At 72.8% G+C, this 19,806-nt stretch carries 21 protein-coding genes; 19 read left to right on the top strand and 2 right to left on the bottom strand.

The genetic code is table 11. The features are described from left to right. Positions 1–2 precede the first annotated feature (2 nt). From ACGFT2_RS05840 to ACGFT2_RS05820, 5 genes are all read left to right on the top strand, one after another. Positions 3–1,958: a prolyl oligopeptidase family serine peptidase gene (locus ACGFT2_RS05840; protein ID WP_393273826.1), complete on the top strand. Its 1,956-nt coding sequence runs from the start codon at positions 3–5 to the stop codon at positions 1,956–1,958. Then, on the top strand, positions 1,955–2,878 hold the full coding sequence (locus ACGFT2_RS05835) for an LD-carboxypeptidase (RefSeq protein ID WP_393273825.1): 924 nt from the start codon (positions 1,955–1,957) through the stop codon (positions 2,876–2,878). Before ACGFT2_RS05840 ends, ACGFT2_RS05835 begins: the two co-directional genes overlap by 4 nt. Before the next feature lie 324 nt (positions 2,879–3,202). Further along, positions 3,203–4,027 carry a S1 family serine peptidase gene (locus ACGFT2_RS05830; protein WP_393273823.1) on the top strand — a complete coding sequence of 275 codons (825 nt, stop codon included), beginning with the start codon at positions 3,203–3,205 and terminating at the stop codon, positions 4,025–4,027. A 160-nt stretch (positions 4,028–4,187) separates the two neighbouring features. Then, the gene (locus ACGFT2_RS05825; protein ID WP_393273821.1) at positions 4,188–4,739 is read left to right on the top strand and encodes a GNAT family N-acetyltransferase; all 552 of its coding nucleotides are present in this window, start codon (positions 4,188–4,190) and stop codon (positions 4,737–4,739) included. A gap of 162 nt (positions 4,740–4,901) precedes the next feature. After that, the gene (locus ACGFT2_RS05820) at positions 4,902–6,971 is read left to right on the top strand and encodes a DUF5107 domain-containing protein (RefSeq protein ID WP_393273819.1); all 2,070 of its coding nucleotides are present in this window, start codon (positions 4,902–4,904) and stop codon (positions 6,969–6,971) included. 188 nt (positions 6,972–7,159) lie between these two features. On the opposite strand, the gene ACGFT2_RS05815 is transcribed toward ACGFT2_RS05820, so the two are convergent. Next, entirely contained in the window at positions 7,160–7,507 is a 348-nt protein-coding gene (locus tag ACGFT2_RS05815; RefSeq protein WP_393273817.1) for a VOC family protein, read from the bottom strand. A gap of 81 nt (positions 7,508–7,588) precedes the next feature. On the opposite strand from ACGFT2_RS05815, the gene ACGFT2_RS05810 reads away from it, so the two are divergent. Continuing rightward, positions 7,589–8,035 (top strand): phage holin family protein, encoded by a 447-nt coding sequence (locus tag ACGFT2_RS05810; RefSeq protein ID WP_393273816.1) that lies wholly within the window; start codon positions 7,589–7,591, stop codon positions 8,033–8,035. Between the two features lie 394 nt (positions 8,036–8,429). On the opposite strand, the gene ACGFT2_RS05805 is transcribed toward ACGFT2_RS05810, so the two are convergent. Next, entirely contained in the window at positions 8,430–9,386 is a 957-nt protein-coding gene (locus ACGFT2_RS05805; RefSeq protein WP_393273814.1) for an LLM class F420-dependent oxidoreductase, read from the bottom strand. 297 nt (positions 9,387–9,683) lie between these two features. Between ACGFT2_RS05805 and ACGFT2_RS05800 the strand changes: the two genes are divergently transcribed. From ACGFT2_RS05800 to ACGFT2_RS05740, 13 genes are all read left to right on the top strand, one after another. Further along, positions 9,684–11,087 (top strand): NAD(P)/FAD-dependent oxidoreductase, encoded by a 1,404-nt coding sequence (locus tag ACGFT2_RS05800; protein WP_393273812.1) that lies wholly within the window; start codon positions 9,684–9,686, stop codon positions 11,085–11,087. 415 nt (positions 11,088–11,502) lie between these two features. Then, positions 11,503–13,350: a transketolase gene (locus ACGFT2_RS05795; RefSeq protein ID WP_393273810.1), complete on the top strand. Its 1,848-nt coding sequence runs from the start codon at positions 11,503–11,505 to the stop codon at positions 13,348–13,350. Continuing rightward, complete coding sequence (ligD, locus tag ACGFT2_RS05790) at positions 13,347–14,282, top strand: non-homologous end-joining DNA ligase (protein ID WP_393273809.1); 936 nt, start codon at positions 13,347–13,349, stop codon at positions 14,280–14,282. Before ACGFT2_RS05795 ends, ligD begins: the two co-directional genes overlap by 4 nt. Positions 14,283–14,382: 100 nt before the next feature. Then, complete coding sequence (locus ACGFT2_RS05785; protein ID WP_393273807.1) at positions 14,383–14,787, top strand: gas vesicle protein; 405 nt, start codon at positions 14,383–14,385, stop codon at positions 14,785–14,787. Between the two features lie 65 nt (positions 14,788–14,852). Then, positions 14,853–15,275 (top strand): gas vesicle structural protein GvpA, encoded by a 423-nt coding sequence (locus ACGFT2_RS05780; RefSeq protein WP_393273805.1) that lies wholly within the window; start codon positions 14,853–14,855, stop codon positions 15,273–15,275. Then, positions 15,272–16,042 carry a GvpL/GvpF family gas vesicle protein gene (locus ACGFT2_RS05775; protein WP_393273803.1) on the top strand — a complete coding sequence of 257 codons (771 nt, stop codon included), beginning with the start codon at positions 15,272–15,274 and terminating at the stop codon, positions 16,040–16,042. The genes ACGFT2_RS05780 and ACGFT2_RS05775 overlap by 4 nt, the downstream gene beginning before the upstream one ends. A 30-nt stretch (positions 16,043–16,072) precedes the next feature. Then, a complete protein-coding gene (locus tag ACGFT2_RS05770; RefSeq protein WP_393273801.1) occupies positions 16,073–16,336 on the top strand; it encodes a gas vesicle protein GvpG in 264 nt (87 codons plus the stop codon). Then, positions 16,333–17,010: a DNA primase gene (locus tag ACGFT2_RS05765; protein ID WP_393273799.1), complete on the top strand. Its 678-nt coding sequence runs from the start codon at positions 16,333–16,335 to the stop codon at positions 17,008–17,010. The genes ACGFT2_RS05770 and ACGFT2_RS05765 overlap by 4 nt, the downstream gene beginning before the upstream one ends. Further along, a complete protein-coding gene (locus tag ACGFT2_RS05760) occupies positions 17,007–18,206 on the top strand; it encodes an SRPBCC family protein (protein WP_393273798.1) in 1,200 nt (399 codons plus the stop codon). Before ACGFT2_RS05765 ends, ACGFT2_RS05760 begins: the two co-directional genes overlap by 4 nt. Then, the gene (locus ACGFT2_RS05755; protein WP_393273797.1) at positions 18,203–18,550 is read left to right on the top strand and encodes a gas vesicle protein; all 348 of its coding nucleotides are present in this window, start codon (positions 18,203–18,205) and stop codon (positions 18,548–18,550) included. The genes ACGFT2_RS05760 and ACGFT2_RS05755 overlap by 4 nt, the downstream gene beginning before the upstream one ends. Then, complete coding sequence (locus ACGFT2_RS05750; RefSeq protein ID WP_393273795.1) at positions 18,547–19,320, top strand: GvpL/GvpF family gas vesicle protein; 774 nt, start codon at positions 18,547–18,549, stop codon at positions 19,318–19,320. The genes ACGFT2_RS05755 and ACGFT2_RS05750 overlap by 4 nt, the downstream gene beginning before the upstream one ends. Next, complete coding sequence (locus ACGFT2_RS05745; protein ID WP_393273794.1) at positions 19,317–19,505, top strand: gas vesicle protein; 189 nt, start codon at positions 19,317–19,319, stop codon at positions 19,503–19,505. Before ACGFT2_RS05750 ends, ACGFT2_RS05745 begins: the two co-directional genes overlap by 4 nt. Next, positions 19,502–19,792: a gas vesicle protein K gene (locus ACGFT2_RS05740; RefSeq protein ID WP_393273792.1), complete on the top strand. Its 291-nt coding sequence runs from the start codon at positions 19,502–19,504 to the stop codon at positions 19,790–19,792. Before ACGFT2_RS05745 ends, ACGFT2_RS05740 begins: the two co-directional genes overlap by 4 nt. Positions 19,793–19,806 lie beyond the last annotated feature (14 nt).

Genomic DNA, 19,806 nt, shown 5'->3' with positions numbered 1-19,806 from the left:
AGGTGCGGAAGACGGCGTACGGCTGCTGGCCCTCGCCCATCGGCGCGGCGCTGGCCGCCGCGCACGACGGGCATCCGGAGTGGGTGGGCTTCGTCGGGGACGAGGTGTGGTGGACCGAGCCGCGGCCGGCCGAGGGCGGCCGGCGGGCGCTGGTACGGCGGACCGCGGACGGCACCGAGGAGTCGGTGCTGCCGCCGCCGTGGAACGTGCGCAACCGGGTCATCGAGTACGGCGGCCGGCCGTGGACCGGCGTGGTGGCGGACGGCAGCCCCCTGGTGGTGTTCACGCACTTCGCCGACCAGCGGCTGTACCGGTACGAGCCCGGCGGCGAGCCGCGACCGCTGACCCCTGTGTCACCGGTGGGCGGTGGACTGCGCTGGGCGGAGCCGCGGGTGGACCTCACCCGTGGTGAGGTGTGGTGCGTGCTGGAGGAGTTCACCGGGGACGGCCCGGGGGACGTGCGGCGCGTCCTGGCCGCCGTACCGCTGGACGGCTCGGCCGCCGAGGACCGGGCCGCGATACGCGAACTCGACCAGGAACGGCACCGGTTCGTCACCGGCCCCCGGCTCTCGCCCGACGGCCGCCGGGCCGCCTGGCTCGGCTGGGACCATCCCCGGATGCCGTGGGACGGCACCGAGCTGCTCGTCGGCGAGGTCGGTGCCGACGGCGCCCTGCACTCGGTCCGCACCGTGGCGGGCGGCCCGGAGGAGGCCGTCGCCCAGGCGGAATGGTCCCCGGACGGCCGGCTGCTGTACGCGAGCGACCGCGACGGCTGGTGGAACCTGTACCGGGACGGCGTCCCGCTGTGCACGCGCGAGGAGGAGTTCGCCGGCCCGCTGTGGAAGCTGGGCCTGCGCTGGTTCGCGCCGCTGGACAACGGCCTGATCGCGGTCGTGCACGGCCGGGGATCGACCCTGCTCGGCATACTGGACCCGGAATCCGGCGAGGTCGTCGACGCCGCCGGACCGTGGACCGAGTTCGCCTCCACGCTCGCGGCACACGGGGAACGGATCGTCGCGGTCGGCGCCAGCCCGCGCACCGCCCACGAGGTCGTCGAGCTGGACACCCGCACCGGCCGCGCCCGGGCGATCGGCGCCCGGCACCGGGACCCCGTCGACCCGGCCTACTACCCCGAGCCGCAGATCCGCGTCTTCGCCGGCCCCGACGGCCGCGAGGTGCACGCCCACGTCTACCCTCCGCACCACCCGGAGCGGACGCCCGACGACGGTGAGTTGCCGCCGTACGTCATCTGGGCGCACGGCGGCCCCACCAGCCGCGTGCCGCTCGTGCTGGACCTGGAGATCGCCTACTTCACCTCCCGGGGCATCGGCGTCGCCGAGGTGAACTACGGCGGCTCCACCGGCTACGGCCGGGCCTACCGGGAGCGGCTGCGCGAGCAGTGGGGCGTGGTCGACGTCGAGGACTGCGCGGCCGTCGCCCGCGCGCTCGCCGACGAGGGCACCGCGGACCCCGACCGGCTCGCGATCCGGGGCGGCAGCGCCGGCGGCTGGACCACCGCCGCCTCCCTGACCACGACCGACCTCTACGCCTGCGGCACCATCATCTACCCGGTCCTGGACCTGACCACCTGGGGTCCGGGGGAGACCCACGACTTCGAGTCCCGCTACCTGGAGTCGCTGATCGGCCCGCTCGCCGAGGTGCCCGCCCGGTACGCCGAACGATCGCCGACCGCGCGCGCCGACCGGCTCACCGTGCCCTTCCTGCTGCTCCAGGGCCTGGACGACGTCATCTGCCCGCCCGCCCAGTGCGAACGCTTCCTCGCCCGGATCGCGGGCCGGGGCGTGCCGCACGCCTACCTCACCTTCGCGGGGGAGGGGCACGGGTTCCGGCGGGCCGACACGATGATCCGCGCCCTTGAGGCGGAACTGTCGCTGTACGCCCAGGTGTTCGGGCTGACCCCGGTGCCGGAGATCCCGAAGGTGGAGCTGCGCCCGTGAAGGAACTGCTGCGGCCGGCCAGGCTGGCCCCGGGGGCGCGGGTGGCCGTCGTCGCCACCAGCGGACCGGTGCCCGAGGAGCGGCTGCAGGCGGGCCTCGACGTGCTGCGCGGCTGGGACCTCGACCCGGTGGTCGGCCCCCATGTCCTGGACCGGCACGGCGAGTTCGGCTACCTGGCCGGCACGGACGCCGACCGCGCGGCCGACCTCCAGAACGCCTGGTGCGACCCCCGCGTGGACGCGGTGCTGTGTGCCCGCGGCGGGTACGGGGCGCAGCGCGTGGTCGACCTGCTCGACTGGGAGGCGATGCGGGCGGCCGGCCCCAAGGTCCTCGTCGGATTCAGCGACATCACCGTCCTGCACGAGGCCATCGCCACCCGGCTGGGCCTCGCCACGCTGCACGGACCGATGGCGGCCGGCATCGACTTCGTCAAACACGCGGGGGCGCAGGAGCATCTGCGGGCCACGCTCTTCGCCCCGGAGACGGTCCGCACCATCGCCTCCGGCGGCACACCCCTGGTACCCGGACGGGCCCGCGGTGTCACCCTCGGCGGCTGTCTGTGCCTGCTCGCGGCGGAACGCGGCGCCCCGCACGCCCGTCCCTCGGCGAGCGGCGGACTGCTGTGCCTGGAGGACGTGGGCGAGGAGACGTACCGGCTGGACCGGTATCTCACCCAGCTCCTGCGCGCGGGCTGGCTGGAGGGGGTTCGCGGGGTGCTGCTGGGCTCCTGGGAGAACTGCGCGGACTACGCCGAGGTGCGGCAGCTGCTGGCCGACCGGCTGGGCTCGCTCGGCGTTCCGGTGGTCGAGGACTTCGGATTCGGCCACTGCGCCGGAGCGCTCACCATCCCCTTCGGAGTGGCGGCCGAACTCGACGCCGACTCCGGGACGTTGACCCTGGACCGGCCGGCCCTGCGCTGAGCTCCCGCGCGGGACGACCGCGGGGCACCCACCGCCTGGCACGACCGTCTCGGTCGCCTCGCTCTACCGGGCGCTCGCACAGGCGGAAGCCGCCGCACTGGACGACGGCCTGCCACTGCGGCCCACGCCGATCGGCCCGTGATCGTTCTCAGCGCCAACGCGCGGGAGAACACGGGTTTCGATGCGTTCGACTGCTTCAAGTCGTCCCCGGCGGCGGTCGCCGGGCTCACCGGTCTCCTCGCACCGGGGGCCGGCGGCTGTGGTGACTTACCGGTGCCGTGTTCGTTGAACGCATCGTCGTGACAGGTGGCTCCGGAGGCCACGATGTCCATCATCGAAGAGGAGGCACGCGTGAGGCGTTCACCGGCAAGGCGTGTGACACGGGGTTGGGCTCGGCGAGCACGGTGGGCGGGCGTTGCGCTGACGGCGACATGCCTGGCCCTGCCAGTGACGTCCGCGCAGGCGATCTCCGGTGGCACCGACGTGAGGAGCGCCTCCCAGTTCCCCTACATGGTGTCCGTGTGGGCGCCGGTTGTGATGTGCGAAGGGGCGCTGGTCGACCTCAAGCACGTCGTCACCACCGCCACCTGCGTCAACGATCTCGCATCCTCCGATGTTCAGGTCCACGTCGGCTCCAACAAGTACTACGTCGACGGACTCGTAAAGGATGTCACGAAGATCGCCATCCACCCGGCGTTCGACAAGAGCACCTATGACGGCAACATCGCCGTGCTCACGCTGGCCGGCAGCCTGCCCGCCGGCCCGTCGATCAAGCCGATCCCCCTTGCCGAGAGCGACCCCCCGGCCGGGAGTCCCGCCGTCGTCACCAGCTTCGGCGCGACGAACGCCCACAACGACCTGCCCGATCTCTTGCAGCAAGCCCAACTCACCACGTATTCCGCCACCCAGTGCCAGGACTTCAAGGGCAAGAGGGTCACCAGCCGCATGATGTGCGCCGGTGACCCGACGGGTGCCAAGGACACTTGTCCGGCTGACCAGGGCGCCCCACTCGCCTACCAGGGCCGGTTGGCCGGGATCTACTCCTGGGGCGCCGGCTGCGGTCTAGCCGCCCCCAACGCCAGCAGTCCCGTATTCAACCGCATCAGCAGCTTCACCTCCTGGATCAACACCGCGATGCGCACCGGCTGACTCAGCGCGCTCGTGCCGATCGGCCCGTGATCGTTCTCATGTTCCCCGAGGCCGGGACCGGCCCGTGCGGGGTGTGACCTCGTGTGGTGTGAGTGCGGGGCCGTGATCCGTGCGGGGAAACCCGGCGGACGCCGGCCCGGGCACGTCGTAGGCTGGCCGGATGCCGCACCCCCCGTCCCGTTTCCTCGCCGAGGGCCCCCGCGCCGCCATCCGTCACTTCACCCTCCAGGACGGTGCCGAGTTCACCGGCCGGACCCGGGAGAGCAGGGACCTGCACCGGCCGTGGCTGTTCCCGCCGGACACCGACGAGGCGTACGCCGAGTACGCCGGCCGGCTGATCGAGGACCCGGCGAAGGCCGGCTTCCTGGTGTGCGAGAAGGACAGCGGGGACATCGCCGGGTACATCAACGTCAACAACATCGTCCGGGGCGGCTTCCAGTGCGGCGCCCTCGGTTACGGTGCCTTCGCGCACGCCGCCGGACGCGGGCTGATGCGCGAGGGCCTGGGACTGGTGATCGGGTACGCGTTCGGACCGCTGGGCCTGCACCGGCTGGAGATCAACGCGCAGCCCGAGAACACCGCCTCCATCGCCCTCGCCCGGGGCGCCGGGTTCCGGCGGGAGGGCTTCTCGCCCGCCATGATCTACGTCGACGGAGCCTGGCGCGATCACGAACGCTGGGCCCTGACCGCCGAGATGCGCCCCACCGGCTGACCGTCTCCCGGCACCGCGCGGTCGCTCCCCCTGCCCCGGCCCCTGCCCCGGCCCCGGCCCCGGCGGCCCCGCCGGGCGCGCTTCCGGACGGCGCGGTCGTGGACGCCTTTGCGCAATCCTGACCGGCAGCTCCCCTGGCCGAGTCCCGCGTCGCCGGGTTCCATGGTCATCGTGACGAGGATCCGACGTGAGGTACTGGCCCTGTCCGCCGCGCGGTTGGGGCCCGACAACCCCCTGCCGCCCCTGCGCCCACTCGACGAGGTGCACCGCATCGACGACCGGGAGCGCGAGGAGATGCCCCGGGACATGGCCCGGCAGCTCGGCCACGGGCCGCTGCACAGCCTGCTGCCGGTGCGGATCCGGGACGGGTACGGCAGAACCCGCCGGCCCCGCAACCTCGACGCGCTCGTGATCGAGAACGACCGGCTGCGCGCCACCGTCCTGCCCGGCCTCGGTGGCCGGATCGCCTCCCTGGTCCACCTGCCCACCGGACGTGAACTCCTCTACCGCAACCCGGTGTTCCAGCCCGCCAACTTCGCGCTCAACGGCGCCTGGTACTCCGGCGGCATCGAATGGAACATCGGCGCCACCGGCCACACCACCCTCTCCTGCGCGCCCCTGCACGCCGCCCGCGTCCCGGCCCCCGACGGCGGCGAGATGCTGCGCCTGTGGGAGTGGGAGCGACTGCGCGACCTGCCCTTCCAGGTCGACCTGTGGCTGCCCGACGGCTCGGATTTCCTCTACGCCGGCGTCCGCATCCGCAACCCGCACGAGCGGCCCGTGCCCACGTACTGGTGGTCCAACATCGCCGTGCCCGAGGACCGCCGGGTGCTGGCCCCCGCCGAAGAGGCCTGGCACTTCGGCTACGAACGCCGGCTGCGCCGGGTGCCGGTTCCGTCGTACGAGGGTCTCGACCGCACCTACCCACTGAACAGCCCCCACGCCGCCGACTACTTCTACGAGGTCCCGGACGGGCGCCGCCGCTGGATCGCCGCGGCGGACGCGGACGGGCACGGGCTGGTGCAGACGTCCACGGATGTGCTGCGCGGCCGCAAGTTGTTCGTCTGGGGCAGCGGTGCCGGCGGCCGGCGCTGGCAGGAGTGGCTGACCGAGCCGGGCACCGGCGGCTACTGCGAGATCCAGGCCGGCCTCGCCCGCACCCAGCTCGAGCACGTCCGGCTGGAGGCGGAGAGCGAGGTGTCGTGGCTGGAGGCCTACGGGCCGCTCGACGCGCCGCCCGGCGGACCATGGGCCCGAGCCGTGCAGGAGGCGGAGGAACGGCTGGAGGCCGCCCTGCCGCGTGCCCGCGTCGAGGAGGCCTACGCGGCCTGGCGGCCGGGCGCCGACACCGGACCCGGTGAGATCCTGGCCGTCGGCTCCGGCTGGGGTGCGCTCGAAGTCCTGTGTAACGGGTGGAAGTTGCCGGGCACGCCGTTCGCCGAGTCCACCCTCGGCGAGGCACAGGAGCCCTGGCGGGACCTGCTGCGCACCGGCTCGCTGCCCGAACCGCGCCGGGCGGGGCCGCCCGGCGACACCCTGGTCGCGCCCCACTGGCGGGACATGCTGGAGACCGCGAGGGCCACCCCGCACACCGAGTACCACCTGGGGGTCGCCCAGTGGCACGGCGGCGACCGGGCACAGGCGGTCCGCAGCTGGGAACGCGGCCTTGCACGCACGTCGTCCCCGTGGCCACTGCTGCGCTGCCTGGCCGTCGCCGAACAGGAGACCGGCCACCACGAGCGGGCCGCCGAACGCTACGCGGACGCCTTCGACGACCTGTGCCGCGCACTGCCCCGCCGCCCGGACGACGTGGGAGACACTCCCGTGACGGCCGGCGGCGACGGCCACGACATCCCTCTGACCGACGCCGGCGACGTGGGAGACACTCCCGTGACCGACGACGGCGAGGGAGAGGCCTGGACCGCCGCCGTGGCCGCGCTCGGCCGGGAGGCCCTGGACGCGTTGCTCCGCGTCCGGCACACGGCGCGGGCCCGGGCGGTGTGGGACCGGCTGCCGGGCACCGTCCGGCAGCGCGGCCGGTTCCGGCTGTTCGAGGCCGAGCTGCTGCTCGCCGAGGGCCGGGCCGCGCGGGCCCGCGCCGTTTTCGACGAGGGTTTCGAGGTCGCCGACCTCAGGGAGGGCGCGGACGTGATCGACCGGCTGTGGGCCCGCCTCGGCGACGGGCCCCTGCCCGCCCGCTACGACTTCCGTATGCACCCGGCCCCGGCCTGACCGTACGGGGCCGGGCCGGCTGACCTGGGACGGCACCCGGGCCGGACCGGCTCACGGGGGCGGCACCCGGGCCGGACCGGCTCACGGGGGCGGCACCCGGGCCGGACCGGCTGACCGGGGACGGCACTCGGGCCGGACCGGCTCGGCCCGGCTGACCCGGCACGGCACCCGGGGCGGCCGGCTCGGACTCAGCCCCGCTGGTCCACGTACTCGAAGACCGAGCCGTCCGGATGCACCGCGAGCAGATTGCGGCCCCCCGGTGTCGCCACCGGCCCTGCGACGATCCGGGCGCCCAGCTCCGTCAGCAGCCGGTGGGCCTCGTCCACGTCCTGCACGGCGATCGTCGCCGTCACCTTGCGCAGGATCTCCAGTTCCGCCTCGGGGCCGCTCATCAGGAGGAAGGAGCCGACCGCGGCGACCTGGACCCCGCCGCGGTCGAAACGCAGCGCTCTGCCGCCCGCCAGGCTTTCGTAGAAAGGGATCACGGCTTCGAGGTCGTCGACGCAGATGCGCAGCGAGGCGCCCATAATCTCCATGCGGCCGAGCCTAGTTGGGGTGGCCCGCGCGGCGCAGCGGCCTCGGCGTTACCGACGGTGTTCGCAGGGTACCCGCAAGGTATGGACCGTTTGGATCACCTGGAACATCTGGACAAGCACCTCGTCGAAGAGCTGGCACAGGTGGCACGCGAGACGGTACGCGACGAACTGCGCGAGCAGTCACGCAAGCAGCGCCGCACCGCCACGCTCTACGCCGCCTCCGGCGCGGCCGCCCTCTACGCGGGCGCCGCGGTGGCGCTCGCAGTGGGCCTGGCCCTGGCCATCGGCCTGCCCGGCTGGGCGGCCGCACTGATCACCGCGGCGATCCTGGCCGTGGCGGCCTACCTGCTGCGCGGCGCCGCGCGCCCGGGGCACGGGCACCACACCCCGCACCCCCCGCAGCACGTGATCGGCGGCACCGCGCCGGCCGCCCCGCCCGGCGGCCTCGGCATGCCGTACCCGCCGATGCCGCCCGACGCCCCGGCCAGGCCGAGCCTCCACCCGGAGGACCCCCACCACCGAGCCTGACCACGCCCCCACGTGCCCCCGGCCCCGCGGGGCCGGGGGCACCCCTCGCCCGCGGACCGCACGAATTCCACACGGCGGCGGCCGACGCAAGGATGCACCGCCGCAAGAGGGGCGCGGGGAACTGCGCGCCCGGCCCCGCCCGCCCAGCCCCCGACGTCCCACCGCTTCAACGGCTGCTCCGGTCGCCGGTGCGAGAGCCGCCGCAAGAGGGGCGCGGGGACTGCGCGCCCGGTCCCACCCGGCCCGCACTCGACGTCCCACCGCTTCAACGGCTGCTCCGGTCGCCGGTGCGAGAGCCGACGCAAAAGGGGCGCGGGGAACTGCGCGCCGGGCCCCGCCCGGCCCGCACTCGACGTCCCATCCGCACCCCCCGACGCCCGACGCCCCGAAGGCGTCACCCGCCAAGCCGCGGCAGCACCTTCGTGCGGTAGAAGTCGAAGAAGCCCCGCTGGTCCGGCCCGATCTGATTCACGTACACGCGGTCGAACCCGGCGTCGGCGAACGCTCGCAACGCGGACACGTGCTGGTCGACGTCGTCGCCGCACACCACGTTCTCCCGGACCATGTCCTCGGTGACCAGTTCCTGCAACTGCTCGAAGTGCCGCGGCGACGGCAGGACCTGGCCCATCTCGCCGGGAAGCAGCTGGTTGTACCAGAGCCCGTGCACCGTACGGACGCACTCTTCCCGGTCGGTGCCGTAACAGACCTTCGTGCCGCCGCTCACCGGATTCGTGCCACCGCCGCCCTTGCGGAACTGCGTGACCATCTCCTCCTCCGGCATCATCGTGATGTAGCCGTCGCCGACCCGGGCCGCGAGCGACGTGGCCTTCGGGCCGAACCCGGAGATGTCGATCGGCACCGGTTCGTCGGGGACGGTGTAGAGGCGGGCGTTCTCCACGGTGTAGTGCGTGCCGTGGTGGTTGACCTCCTCACCGGTGAACAGCCGGCGCATCACCTGGATCGATTCCTCCAGCATCTCCAGCCGTACGTGCAGCGGCGGCCACCGGTCGCCGAGGATGTGCTCGTTCAGCGCCTCGCCCGTGCCGACCCCGAGCCGGAAGCGGCCCTCGGTCATCACCGCGCTCGTCGCCGCGGCCTGCGCCACCACCGCCGGGTGCATCCGTACGGTCGGGCAGGTCACCGCGGTCTCGATGGGCAGCGACACGGCCTCCGACAGTGCGCCGATCACCGACCACACGAACGAACTCTGCCCCTGCGCGTCGTTCCACGGGTGGAAGTGGTCGGAGATCCACAGCGCCTGGAAGCCGGCCTGCTCGGCCATCCGGGCCTGTTCGACGAGGCCGGCCGGGTCGTGTTCCTCGCTTGCCAGGAAATAGCCGTACTCGGGCATGAGCGCACCTCCGCGCGGGGCTGCTGGGCTGCGGGTCAACAGGTCCCGGGCCGGGTAACCGGCGGCTTCCCGGCGAAACGCCGTCTCCACCGATGCGCCGACCCGGACGGCGAGCCGGGCCGGACGGCGAGCCGGGCCGGACGTGCCGCCCCGGCCGGTGGGCATCCGGAACGGCGTGGCGGGCCGGGCGGCGTTCGGGTGCTCACTCCGGCGTACGGGTGACCCGCCCGGCGTTTGGGTGCCCCTGCCCCGGTTACGCGGAAGGCCTCGGACGAGCCAGACCGCCGGAGGCGCCCCGTGAGCCGACCTCACGTCGTGGTCGTCGGCGCCGGTTTCGCCGGGTACCGGGCCGCTCGCACCCTGGCCCGTCTGACCCGCGACCGGGCCGACGTCACGCTGCTGAACCCGACCGACTACTTCCTGTACCTGCCCCTGTTGCCCCAGGTGGCCGCGGGCATCCTGGAGGCCCGCAGGGTCACCGTCTCGCTGCCCGGCACTCTGCGCGGGGTGCGGCTCGTGCTCGGCGAGGCGGACCGGGTAGACCTGGACGGCAACGTCGTCCACTACACCGGGCCCGAGGGCGGTACGGGCACCCTCGAGTACGACCGGCTGGTGCTCGCCGTCGGCAGTGTCAACAAGCTGCTGCCGATCCCGGGGGTCGCCGAGCACGCGCACGGGTTCCGCGGGCTGCCCGAGGCGCTGTATCTGCGCGACCACGTCACCCGGCAGGTGGAGCTGGCCGCGGCGGACGACGACGCCGCGACCAGCGCCGCCCGGTGCACCTTCGTCGTCGTCGGCGCCGGCTACACCGGCACCGAGGTGGCCGCGCACCTGCAGATGTTCACCGACCGGCTGGCCCGCCGCAGCCCGCTGCCCGCCGGAGTGCGCCCCCGCTGGATCCTGCTGGACGTGGCGCCGCGCGTGCTGCCGGAGCTGGACCGGCGGCTGTCGCGCACGGCCGGCCGGGTGCTGCGGGCGCGAGGTGTGGACGTCCGGATGGGAACCTCGGTGAAGGAGGCCACCCAGGACGGGGTACTGCTCACGGACGGTGAGTTCGTCGCGTCCAGGACCCTGGTGTGGTGCGTGGGCGTACGGCCTGATCCGCTGGTGGAGGCCGTCGGTCAGCCGCTGGAGCGCGGCCGGCTGATCGTCGACCCGTTTCTGCGGATGCCGGGCCGCCCGGACGTCTTCGCCTGCGGCGACGCGGCCGCGGTACCGGACCTGCGGCGTCCCGGCGAGTTCACGCCCATGACGGCCCAGCACGCGTGGCGGCAGGGCCGGGTGGCCGGGGAGAACGTGGCCGCCTCGCTCGGGCTCGGCCGGCGCCGGCGCCCGTACCGGCACCGGGATCTCGGCTTCGCCGTGGACCTGGGCGGGGTCCGGGCCGCCGCCAATCCGCTCGGCATCCCGCTGTCCGGCCCGGCGGCCGGCGCGGTCACCCGCGGCTACCACCTGGCCGCACTGCCGGGCAACCGCGTCCGAGTCGCCGCCGACTGGCTGCTGGACAGCGTACTCCCGCGCCAGGGCGTCCAGTTGGGCCTCCTGCGGGCGTGGTCGGTGCCCCTGGACACGGCCTCACCGGAAGTGGCGCGGGTACCCGGTGGTCCGGCCCTGCGGGGGAAGCAGTCAGGGAAGGGCGTGGCTTCCGGGCCACCTGCGGGGTCCGACGCCGGGCCCGACGGCGAGGAGAAGAGCCCATGACGAAACAGCCGAACGAGAAGAGCGCGCCCACCGAGCACAACGCGAGGAACCGGCAGGACCCAAAGTCCGCGAGGAACCGGCCGGGCTCGCAGTCCGCGAGAAGCCGGCAGGCCCCGGAGCCCCCCAGGAACAAGCCGGGCCCGGCTCCCGCCAGGAATCAGCCCGGCCGGGAGCCCGCCCGGAATCAGCCGGGCGGGGAGGCCGCCAGGCGGCAGCCCGGTCGGGAACCGGCGCCCGATCAGCCCGGCGGAGCTGCGGCCGAGGGCGGCCGGGGGCGCCCTTCCCCCGGGCGTTCCGGATTCCCCCACCCCGCCCCCGGGCACCCCGCACCCGGCCCCGTCAGGCGCTCCGACCCCCCTGACCCCGCGGACCGCCCCCACCAGACCGACTCTGTGCAAGGAGACCGAGGAGACTCATGAACAACGCCGAACTCGCCGACCTGGGACAGCAGTTGCGCGTGGACAGCGTGCGGGCGTCCGCCGCCGCTGGGTCCGGGCATCCCACGTCCTCGATGTCCGCGGCCGATCTGATGGCCGTCCTGCTGGCGAACCATCTGCGCTACGACTTCGAACGCCCCGAACACCCCGCCAACGACCGCCTCGTGCTGTCCAAGGGACACGCCTCGCCGTTGCTGTACTCCGCCTACAAGGCGGCCGGCGCCGTCGAGGACGGCGAGCTGCTCACCTTCCGCAAGCTCGGCAGCCGGCTCGAAGGGCATCCGACGCCCCGGCGCCTGCCCTGGGTGGAGACGGCCACCGGCTCTCTCGGTCAGGGCCTGCCGGTCGGAGTCGGTATCGCGCTCGCCGGGAAGCGGCTGGACCGCACCGGGTACCGGGTGTGGGTGCTGTGCGGGGACAGCGAACTGGCCGAGGGCTCCGTGTGGGAGGCCGCCGAACACGCCGGCCACGAGAACCTGGACAACCTGACCGCGATCGTCGACGTCAATCGTCTCGGACAGCGCGGACCCACCCGGCACGGTCACGACCTGGACGCCTACGCCCGGCGTTTCCAGGCCTTCGGCTGGCACACCGTCGAGATCGACGGTCACGACGTCGACAAGATCGACCGGGCGTACGGGGAGGCGCTGTCCACCACCGGGCAGCCCACCGTGATCCTCGCCCGCACCCTCAAGGGCAAGGGCGTCGCCTCCGTCGAGGACCGGGAGGGAATGCACGGCAAGCCGCTGCCCGAGGCCGAGGACGCCATCGCCGAGCTCGGCGGACCGCGCGAGCTGCGCGTCCGGGTAAGCGAGCCCCCCGCCGCCGCCGCGCTGCGCTCGGTCACCACCGAGGTCCTGCAGCTGCCGCGCTACGACCTGGGGGACGAGGTCGCCACCCGGGACGCCTTCGGCAAGGCCCTCGCCGCGCTGGGCAGCGCCCGCGGCGACATCGTCGCCCTGGACGGTGAGGTCGGTGACTCCACCCGGACCGAGGAGTTCGCCAAGGCCCACCCGGACCGGTACTTCGAGTGCTACATCGCCGAGCAGCAGCTCGTCGCCGCCGCCGTCGGCATGGCCACCCGCGACTGGGTACCGTACGCGTGCACGTTCGCCGCGTTCTTCAGCCGGGCCTACGACTTCGTGCGCATGGCCTCCATCAGCGGCTCCGGGCTCAACCTGGTCGGCTCGCACGCCGGTGTGGCCATCGGCCAGGACGGACCCTCGCAGATGGGCCTGGAGGACCTGGCGATGTTCCGTGCCGTGTACGGCTCGACCGTGCTCTACCCGTGCGACGCCAACCAGACGGCCAAGCTGGTGGCGACCATGGCCGGCCTCGACGGCATCCGCTATCTGCGCACCTCCCGCGGCAAGTCACCGGTGATCTACGGCCCCGAGGAGGAGTTCCCGGTGGGCGGCAGCAAGACGCTGCGCTCCACGGAGGACGACCGGCTGACCGTCGTCGCCGCCGGGGTGACCGTGCCCGAGGCGCTGGCCGCGGCCGACCGGCTCGCCGAGGACGGCATCCGGGTACGGGTCATCGACCTGTACTCCGTGAAGCCCGTGGACACCGAGACGCTGCGCCGGGCCGCCGAGGAGACCGGCTGCCTGCTCACCGTCGAGGACCACCACGCCGAGGGCGGCCTCGGGGACGCCGTCGCGGAGGCGTTCGGCGACGGCCGGCCCGTGCCCCGCCTGGTCCGGCTCGCGGTGCGCACCATGCCGGGCTCGGCGGCGCCCGACGAGCAGCTGCACGCGGCCGGCATCGACGCGGTGGGCATCGCCGCGGCGGCGAAGCTGCTGGTGGAGGAGGCGGTCGTGCGATGAGCCACGGCGACGTGCGGACGGTACGGGTGGGCCGCCGCACGGTGCCGATCCAGCGGCCGGGGAAGGTCCTCTTCCCCGGCGGTGGGAAGGCCGCGGAGTACACCAAGGGCGACCTCGCCGACTACTACCGGTCCGTCGCGTCCCACCTCCTGCCGCATCTGCGCGGCCGTCCGCTGATGCTGGAGAGGTATCCGGACGGCCTGGACGGGCCGCGGTTCATGCAGAAGAACACCCCGGAGCACTATCCGGAGTGGATCACGCGCGCCGAGGTCACCAAGGAGGGCGGCACGGTCACGCACGTCGTGTGCGACGACACCGCCACCCTGCTCTACCTCGCCGACCAGGCCTGTCTCACGCTGCACCGCTGGCTCTCCCGCACCGACCGCGCCGCCGGCCCGGACCACCCCGACCGGCTGGTCTTCGACCTGGACCCGTCCGGCGACGACTTCGGCGCGGTGCGGCAGGCCGCCGGATGGCTGCGGGAGCTGCTGGAGGAGCTGGGCCTGCCCGTGGCACCGATGACGACCGGCTCGCGCGGGCTGCACCTCGTCGTGCCGCTCGACGGACGCGACGACTTCGGCACCGTACGCCGATTCGCCCACGACGTCGCCGAGCGGGCCGCGTCCCGGCACCCGGAACGGCTCACCACCGCCGCCCGCAAGAGCGACCGCGGCGACCGGCTCTACCTGGACGTGCAGCGCAACGCCTACGCGCAGACCGCCGTCGCCCCGTACACCGTCCGCCCTCTGCCGGGCGCGCCCGTCGCTGTGCCCCTAGCCTGGGAACAGGTGGACGATCCCGGGGTCGATGCCCGTCACTGGACCATCGCCGACGCGGTGGACCAGGCACGGACGGACCCCTGGGCCGGTGTCCCGAGCCGTGGCCGGTCCCTGAAGCCCGCCCGAAGGCGCCTCGCGGCACAGGCCGGCTGACCCATCCCCTCCGACCAGGCACGACAGCCGGCTCGTGGCATGCGTTGACTCCCGAAGGTTTGGCCAAGGGCATGGCGGCCACACGCAGGGAGAGGTGGCCATGTCGAACACGAAGAACACATCCCAGACACAAAACTCCCGTGAGTCACACGATTCCCATGAATCACAGGAATCGCAGGAATCACAGGAGACCGAGAAGTCGCAGGGCAGGACGGGCAGGCGCTCGGCGGAGGACCGCCGTCCGGCCCCCATGGAGGTGCTGCGTCAGGCTCGCGCCCAGCTCGCCGAACTCACCGGCCTCGCACCGGACTCGGTGTCCTCGTTCGAGCAGACCGAGGACGGGTGGGCGCTGGAGGTCGAGGTCCTCGAACTGGCGAGGGTGCCAGACACGATGAGCCTGATGGCGACCTACCAGGTCGAACTCGACCACGAGGGGCAACTGACCGGTTACCGCCGCGTCCGACGCTACGAACGCGGAAGGGCCGACCCGCGCGGAGGCCGTTAGGCCACCGCCCGCGGGGCCGCCCGCGACGACCGTGAACCGACCAAGTAGAAGGAGGAATCGCCGGCATGACTGTAGTTCCGGCACAGCAGACCGGAGGCGGAGGCGGCAGCAGCGGCCTCTACGACGTACTTGAGCTGGTCCTCGACAGGGGGCTCGTCATCGACGCGTTCGTACGTGTCTCTCTGGTCGGCATCGAGATCCTGAAGATCGACGTCCGGGTCGTCGTGGCCAGCGTCGACACCTATCTGCGCTTCGCCGAGGCCTGCAACCGCCTCGACCTGGAGTCCGGCCCGAACAAGAGCCCGGGCCTGCCCGAGATCGTCGGCGAGGTCACCGAGTCCGGTGCCCGCGGCAAGTCCAAGGGCGCTCTGTCCGGCGCCGCCGAGACCATATCCGACGCCTTCAGCCAGGCCCGCGGCGAAGGCCAGGGCGAGTCGCGGCAGCGTCCCCGCAAGGCCCCCGCACGCCGTAAGGAGGAGCAGGAGTGAGCACGTACGTCTACGGCATCACGGCCCGGTCGCACCCGGCGCTCCCCGAGGGCATGACCGGCGTGGGCGAGCCGCCCCTCCCGGTGCGCCTCCTCACCGCCGGCGAACTGACCGCCGTGGTCAGCGACGCCCCCGAGGGCCTGCGCCCCAAGCGCCGTGACCTGCTCGCCCACCAGAACGTGCTCGCCGAGACCGGCGCGGCCGGCTGTGTCCTGCCCATGCGCTTCGGCAGCGTCGCCCCCGACGACGACTCCGTCACCCAGGTGCTCACCGACCGGGCGGAGCACTACCGGGAACGGCTGCGGGAGTTGGACGGCAAGGTCGAGTACAACGTCAAGGCCTCCCATGTGGAGGAGGCCGTGCTGCACCTCGTGATGGCCGAGAACGCCGAGGTGCGCGAGCTTGCGGAGGCCAACCGCCGCTCCGGCGGGGGTAGTTACGACGACAAGATCCGCCTGGGCGAGATGGTCGCGGCCGGTGTCAAGGCCCGGGAGACCGCGGACGCGAACGAGGTGCAGGGCCTGCTGGAGCCGGCCGCCGCGGCGCTCAGCGTGGGCCCCGAGTCCACCGGCTGGCTGCTCAACGTCTCGTTCCTGGTGGCCCGGGACTCGGCCGAGGCCTTCCTGGCCGCCGTCGAGCAGGTCCGCAAGGGCCATGCCCATCTGGACCTGCGCGTGAACGGGCCGCTGCCGCCCTACAGCTTCGTGGAGCCCGGGCCCGCCGAGCCGGCGGGCAGCGCGGCCGGCGCGGACGCAGGCGTGCAGTAGCGCTCCGGGCCCGAACGGAAGGAGAACACCGTGGGACTGATCGGCGAAGTGCTGATGCTGCCGTTCGCGCCCGTGCGCGGCAGCGCGTGGGCCATCAGACAGGTACTCCACGAGGCGGAACGGATCTACTACGACCCCGCCACCGTCCGGGCCGAACTCGCCCGTCTCGAAGAGCAGTTGGAGGCGGGTGAGATCACCGAGGAGGAGTTCGACCGGCGCGAGGACGAACTGCTCGACCGGCTGGAGACAGCCATGGGCTCCGGCGACACCACAGGCAACGGGACGGGACTATGAACCGAACGACACTGGGCCTCGCGGTAGGGGCCGGATACCTGCTGGGACGTACCAAGAAACTGAAAATGGCGCTGGCGGTCGGCTCCCTGGTGGCCGGCAAGAAGCTCAACCTCAGTCCCAAGATGATCGCGGACGTGGTGAGCCAGCAGCTGAAGAACAACCCCCAGTTCAAGGAGATCGGGGACCAGCTGCGCCAGGACCTGCGGGGGGTCGGCAAGGCCGCCTCCGGGGCCATGGTCGAGCGGCAGATGAACACGCTCGCCGACCGGCTGCACGGCCGTACCGCCCAGGTGCGTGACGAGCTGAACGGCGTGGTGCCGGAATCCGGCTCCGACGACGAGGAAGAGCCGCGCGACGAGGAGGAGCCGCGCGACGAGGCCGGGGACGACGAGGACACCGGCGAGGAGCGGTCCGGGCGCGAGGGCCGGTCCAGGGACGACGACGGGGACCGCGGTGACGGCCCGCCCAGGAAGCGGGCGGCCAAGAAGGCCCCCGCCAAGAAGGCCGCCGCGAAGGCGCCGGCCAAGAAGGCGGCCGACAAGGCTCCGGCCAAGAAGACGGCCGCCAAGAAGACGAGCGCGGGCCGCAAGACGGCCGCGAAGAAGACGGCCGCGGCCGGTGGCGCCGCACGCGGCGCCGCGTCCAGGGGCCCGAAGGGCGGCGATGACCGATGACCGAGACCGTCGGATCGGCCACCTCCACGGCCGGCAAGGCCGCGGGCAAGGCCAGCGACAATCCCCTGACCGACCTCGCGCACAGCGAGGCCGCCGACCGGCTGAAGGCGGAGGCGCAGGAGTTCCTCTCCGCGCAGGCCACGAAGATGCTCACCGGACTCGGCCGCAAACTCGGCGAGACCACCAACAAGCTCAACGACATAGCCGAAGGCAACAGCCCCGGCTTCGCCAAGCTCGCGCTCGACGGCGGCCGCAAGATCGCCGAGGGCAAGGGTCCGCTGCGCTCCGCCCTGGAGCTGGGCGCCTCCCGCGCCAAGGAGAACGTGATGGACGCGGTCAGAAACCTCGGGGGTGGCAAGGGCAAGAAGGGCGGGGCGGGCAAGAAGCCGACCGTCATCATGGAGTCCATCGACGTCGGCGTGCCGTTGCGCACCGCCTACGACCAGTGGACCCAGTACCAGAGCTTCAGCAGCTTCGCCAAGGGCGTCAAGAGCGCCAGCCGCTCCGACGACACCCACTCCGACTGGCAGGCGAAGATCTTCTGGTCCAGCCGCAGCTGGAAGGCGCAGACCACCGAGCAGATACCCGACTACCGCATCCAGTGGACGTCCGAGGGCGCCAAGGGCACCACCAAGGGCGTGGTCTCCTTCCACCGGCTGGAGGAGAACCTCACCCGGGTCCTGCTGGTCATCGAGTACTACCCGACGGGCCTGTTCGAGAAGACCGGAAACATCTGGCGCGCCCAGGGCCGCAGGGCCCGGCTGGACCTGAAGAACTTCGCCCGGTTCATCACCATCAAGGGCGAGGCGGAGGACGCCTGGCGCGGCGAGATCCGCGACGGCGAGGTGGTCAAGAGCCACGAGGACGCCGTCGCCGAGGAGGAGCAGGAAGCCGAGACGACCGGCGACGAGGACTCCGAGGACTCCGAAGACTCCGAGGACTCCGAGGAGTACGAGGACGAGGAAGAGGGCGAGGAGGAGGGCGAGCCCGAGCGATACCGGGACGAGGACGAGACCGAGGAGTCCGAGGAGTCCGAGGAGCCCGAAGAGGACGAGTACGAGGAGGGCGAGGAGCCCGAGGGCGAGTACGAGGAGGATGAGGAGCCCGAGGGCGAGTACGAGGAGGGCGAGGAGCCGGAAGGCGAGTACGAGGAAGAAGAGGAGCCGGAGTACGCCGAGGGCGGGAGCCGTCGATGACGACTCCCAGCCGATTCCCCGAACCGTACGGCCAGAGCAGCGGCGCCAACCTCGCCGACATCCTCGAGCGGGTGCTCGACAAGGGGATCGTCATCGCGGGTGACATCCGCATCAACCTGCTCGACATCGAGCTGCTGACGATCAAGCTCAGGCTCATCGTCGCCTCGGTGGACAAGGCCAAGGAGATGGGGATCGACTGGTGGGAGACCGACCCCGCCCTCTCCTCCCGGGCCCGCCGCGACGAGCTGGCCCGGGAGAACGCCGAGCTGCGCGAACGCCTGGCCCGGCTGGAGGAGCTGGAACTTGAGCCGGGCCGCAAGCAGAAGAAGGAGGAGGCACCATGACCGGACTGCGATATGTGTACGCCGTCTGCCGCCCCTTCGACCTCCCGCTGCAGTCCCAGCTCACCGGCATCGGGGGCGCCCCACCCGCGCTGCTGCACCACCACGGCCTGGTCGCGGTCGTCAGCAGCGTCTCCGAGGCCGACTTCTCCGAGGAGGCCCTCAAGGCCCACCTGGAGGACCTGGACTGGCTGGCCGCGACCGCCCGCGCCCACCAGGGCGTGATCGACGCGCTCGCGACGGTCACCACTCCGCTGCCGCTGCGGCTCGCCACCGTGTTCCGGGACTGCAGCGGGGTCCGCGCGATGATCGAGGCCGGCGAGGACGGCTTCCGGCGCGCTCTCGACCGGCTGGCGGGCCGGGTGGAGTGGGGGGTGAAGGTCTACGTCGAGCCGGAGCCCGAACAGACCGAGCCCGCACCCGCCGCGGCCAAGCCGGCCAGCGGCCGCGACTATCTGCGCCGGCGGCGCGAGCGCAGCCACGCACACGAGGAGAAGTGGCAGCGGGCGGAGGCGTTCGCGCGGTCCCTGCACGAGCGGCTCGCCCGGCAGGCCGAGGACTCCCGGCTGCACGCACCGCAGAACGCGGCGCTGTCCACCGCGCCGGGGCAGAACGTGCTCAACGGGGCCTACCTGGTGACCCGGGCGAACTCCGAGGAGTTCGTGGAGCTGGTCGACCGCACCAAGGACGAGGTGCCGGGAATCCGGGTGGAACTCACCGGGCCCTGGGCCGCCTATTCGTTCACTGAAGAGGAATCGGGGGCCGAGCGGTGACCGTCGTGGAACGGCGTGAGATCGCGCTCGTCGATCTGCTCGACCGGCTGCTGGCCGGCGGAGTCGTCATCACGGGCGATCTGACGCTGCGCATCGCGGACGTCGACCTGGTGCGTATCGACCTGAACGCCCTGATCAGCTCGGTGAACGAGCAGGTCCGCTCGCCCTTCGAGGAGTCGCCATGACCGCGAGCGGCCCGCGCAAGCGACTCGATCTCGAACCCGACACGGTCGAGCGGGACCTGGTGAAACTCGTGCTCACCGTGGTGGAGCTGCTGCGCCAGCTGATGGAACGGCAGGCGGTGCGCCGTTTCGACACCGGCGAGCTGTCCGAGGAGCAGGAGGAGCGCATCGGGCTCACCCTGATGCTCCTGGAGGACCGCATGGCCGAGCTCCGGGACCGCTACGGGCTGCGGCCCGAGGACCTGAATCTGGACCTCGGGCCGCTCGGCCCGCTGCTGCCCCGCGAGTGAACCGGGCGCGGCGG

The sequence above is a fragment of the Streptomyces sp. NPDC048514 genome, assembly GCF_043199955.1.
Classification (GTDB): Bacteria; Actinomycetota; Actinomycetes; order Streptomycetales; family Streptomycetaceae; genus Streptomyces.
Note: the sequence above shows the minus strand (reverse complement) of the source record. Positions and strands in the feature narration are given on the sequence as shown.

Coding starts and splice junctions, on each gene's coding strand:
- ACGFT2_RS05830 (WP_393273823.1), top strand. CDS start 3,203: ATGTCCATCATCGAAGAGGAGGCACGCGTGAGGCGTTCACCGGCAAGG.
- ACGFT2_RS05825 (WP_393273821.1), top strand. CDS start 4,188: ATGCCGCACCCCCCGTCCCGTTTCCTCGCCGAGGGCCCCCGCGCCGCC.
- ACGFT2_RS05820 (WP_393273819.1), top strand. CDS start 4,902: ATGGTCATCGTGACGAGGATCCGACGTGAGGTACTGGCCCTGTCCGCC.
- ACGFT2_RS05815 (WP_393273817.1), bottom strand. CDS start 7,507: ATGGAGATTATGGGCGCCTCGCTGCGCATCTGCGTCGACGACCTCGAA.
- ACGFT2_RS05810 (WP_393273816.1), top strand. CDS start 7,589: ATGGACCGTTTGGATCACCTGGAACATCTGGACAAGCACCTCGTCGAA.
- ACGFT2_RS05805 (WP_393273814.1), bottom strand. CDS start 9,386: ATGCCCGAGTACGGCTATTTCCTGGCAAGCGAGGAACACGACCCGGCC.
- ACGFT2_RS05795 (WP_393273810.1), top strand. CDS start 11,503: ATGAACAACGCCGAACTCGCCGACCTGGGACAGCAGTTGCGCGTGGAC.
- ligD (WP_393273809.1), top strand. CDS start 13,347: ATGAGCCACGGCGACGTGCGGACGGTACGGGTGGGCCGCCGCACGGTG.
- ACGFT2_RS05785 (WP_393273807.1), top strand. CDS start 14,383: ATGTCGAACACGAAGAACACATCCCAGACACAAAACTCCCGTGAGTCA.
- ACGFT2_RS05780 (WP_393273805.1), top strand. CDS start 14,853: ATGACTGTAGTTCCGGCACAGCAGACCGGAGGCGGAGGCGGCAGCAGC.
- ACGFT2_RS05765 (WP_393273799.1), top strand. CDS start 16,333: ATGAACCGAACGACACTGGGCCTCGCGGTAGGGGCCGGATACCTGCTG.
- ACGFT2_RS05760 (WP_393273798.1), top strand. CDS start 17,007: ATGACCGAGACCGTCGGATCGGCCACCTCCACGGCCGGCAAGGCCGCG.
- ACGFT2_RS05755 (WP_393273797.1), top strand. CDS start 18,203: ATGACGACTCCCAGCCGATTCCCCGAACCGTACGGCCAGAGCAGCGGC.
- ACGFT2_RS05750 (WP_393273795.1), top strand. CDS start 18,547: ATGACCGGACTGCGATATGTGTACGCCGTCTGCCGCCCCTTCGACCTC.
- ACGFT2_RS05740 (WP_393273792.1), top strand. CDS start 19,502: ATGACCGCGAGCGGCCCGCGCAAGCGACTCGATCTCGAACCCGACACG.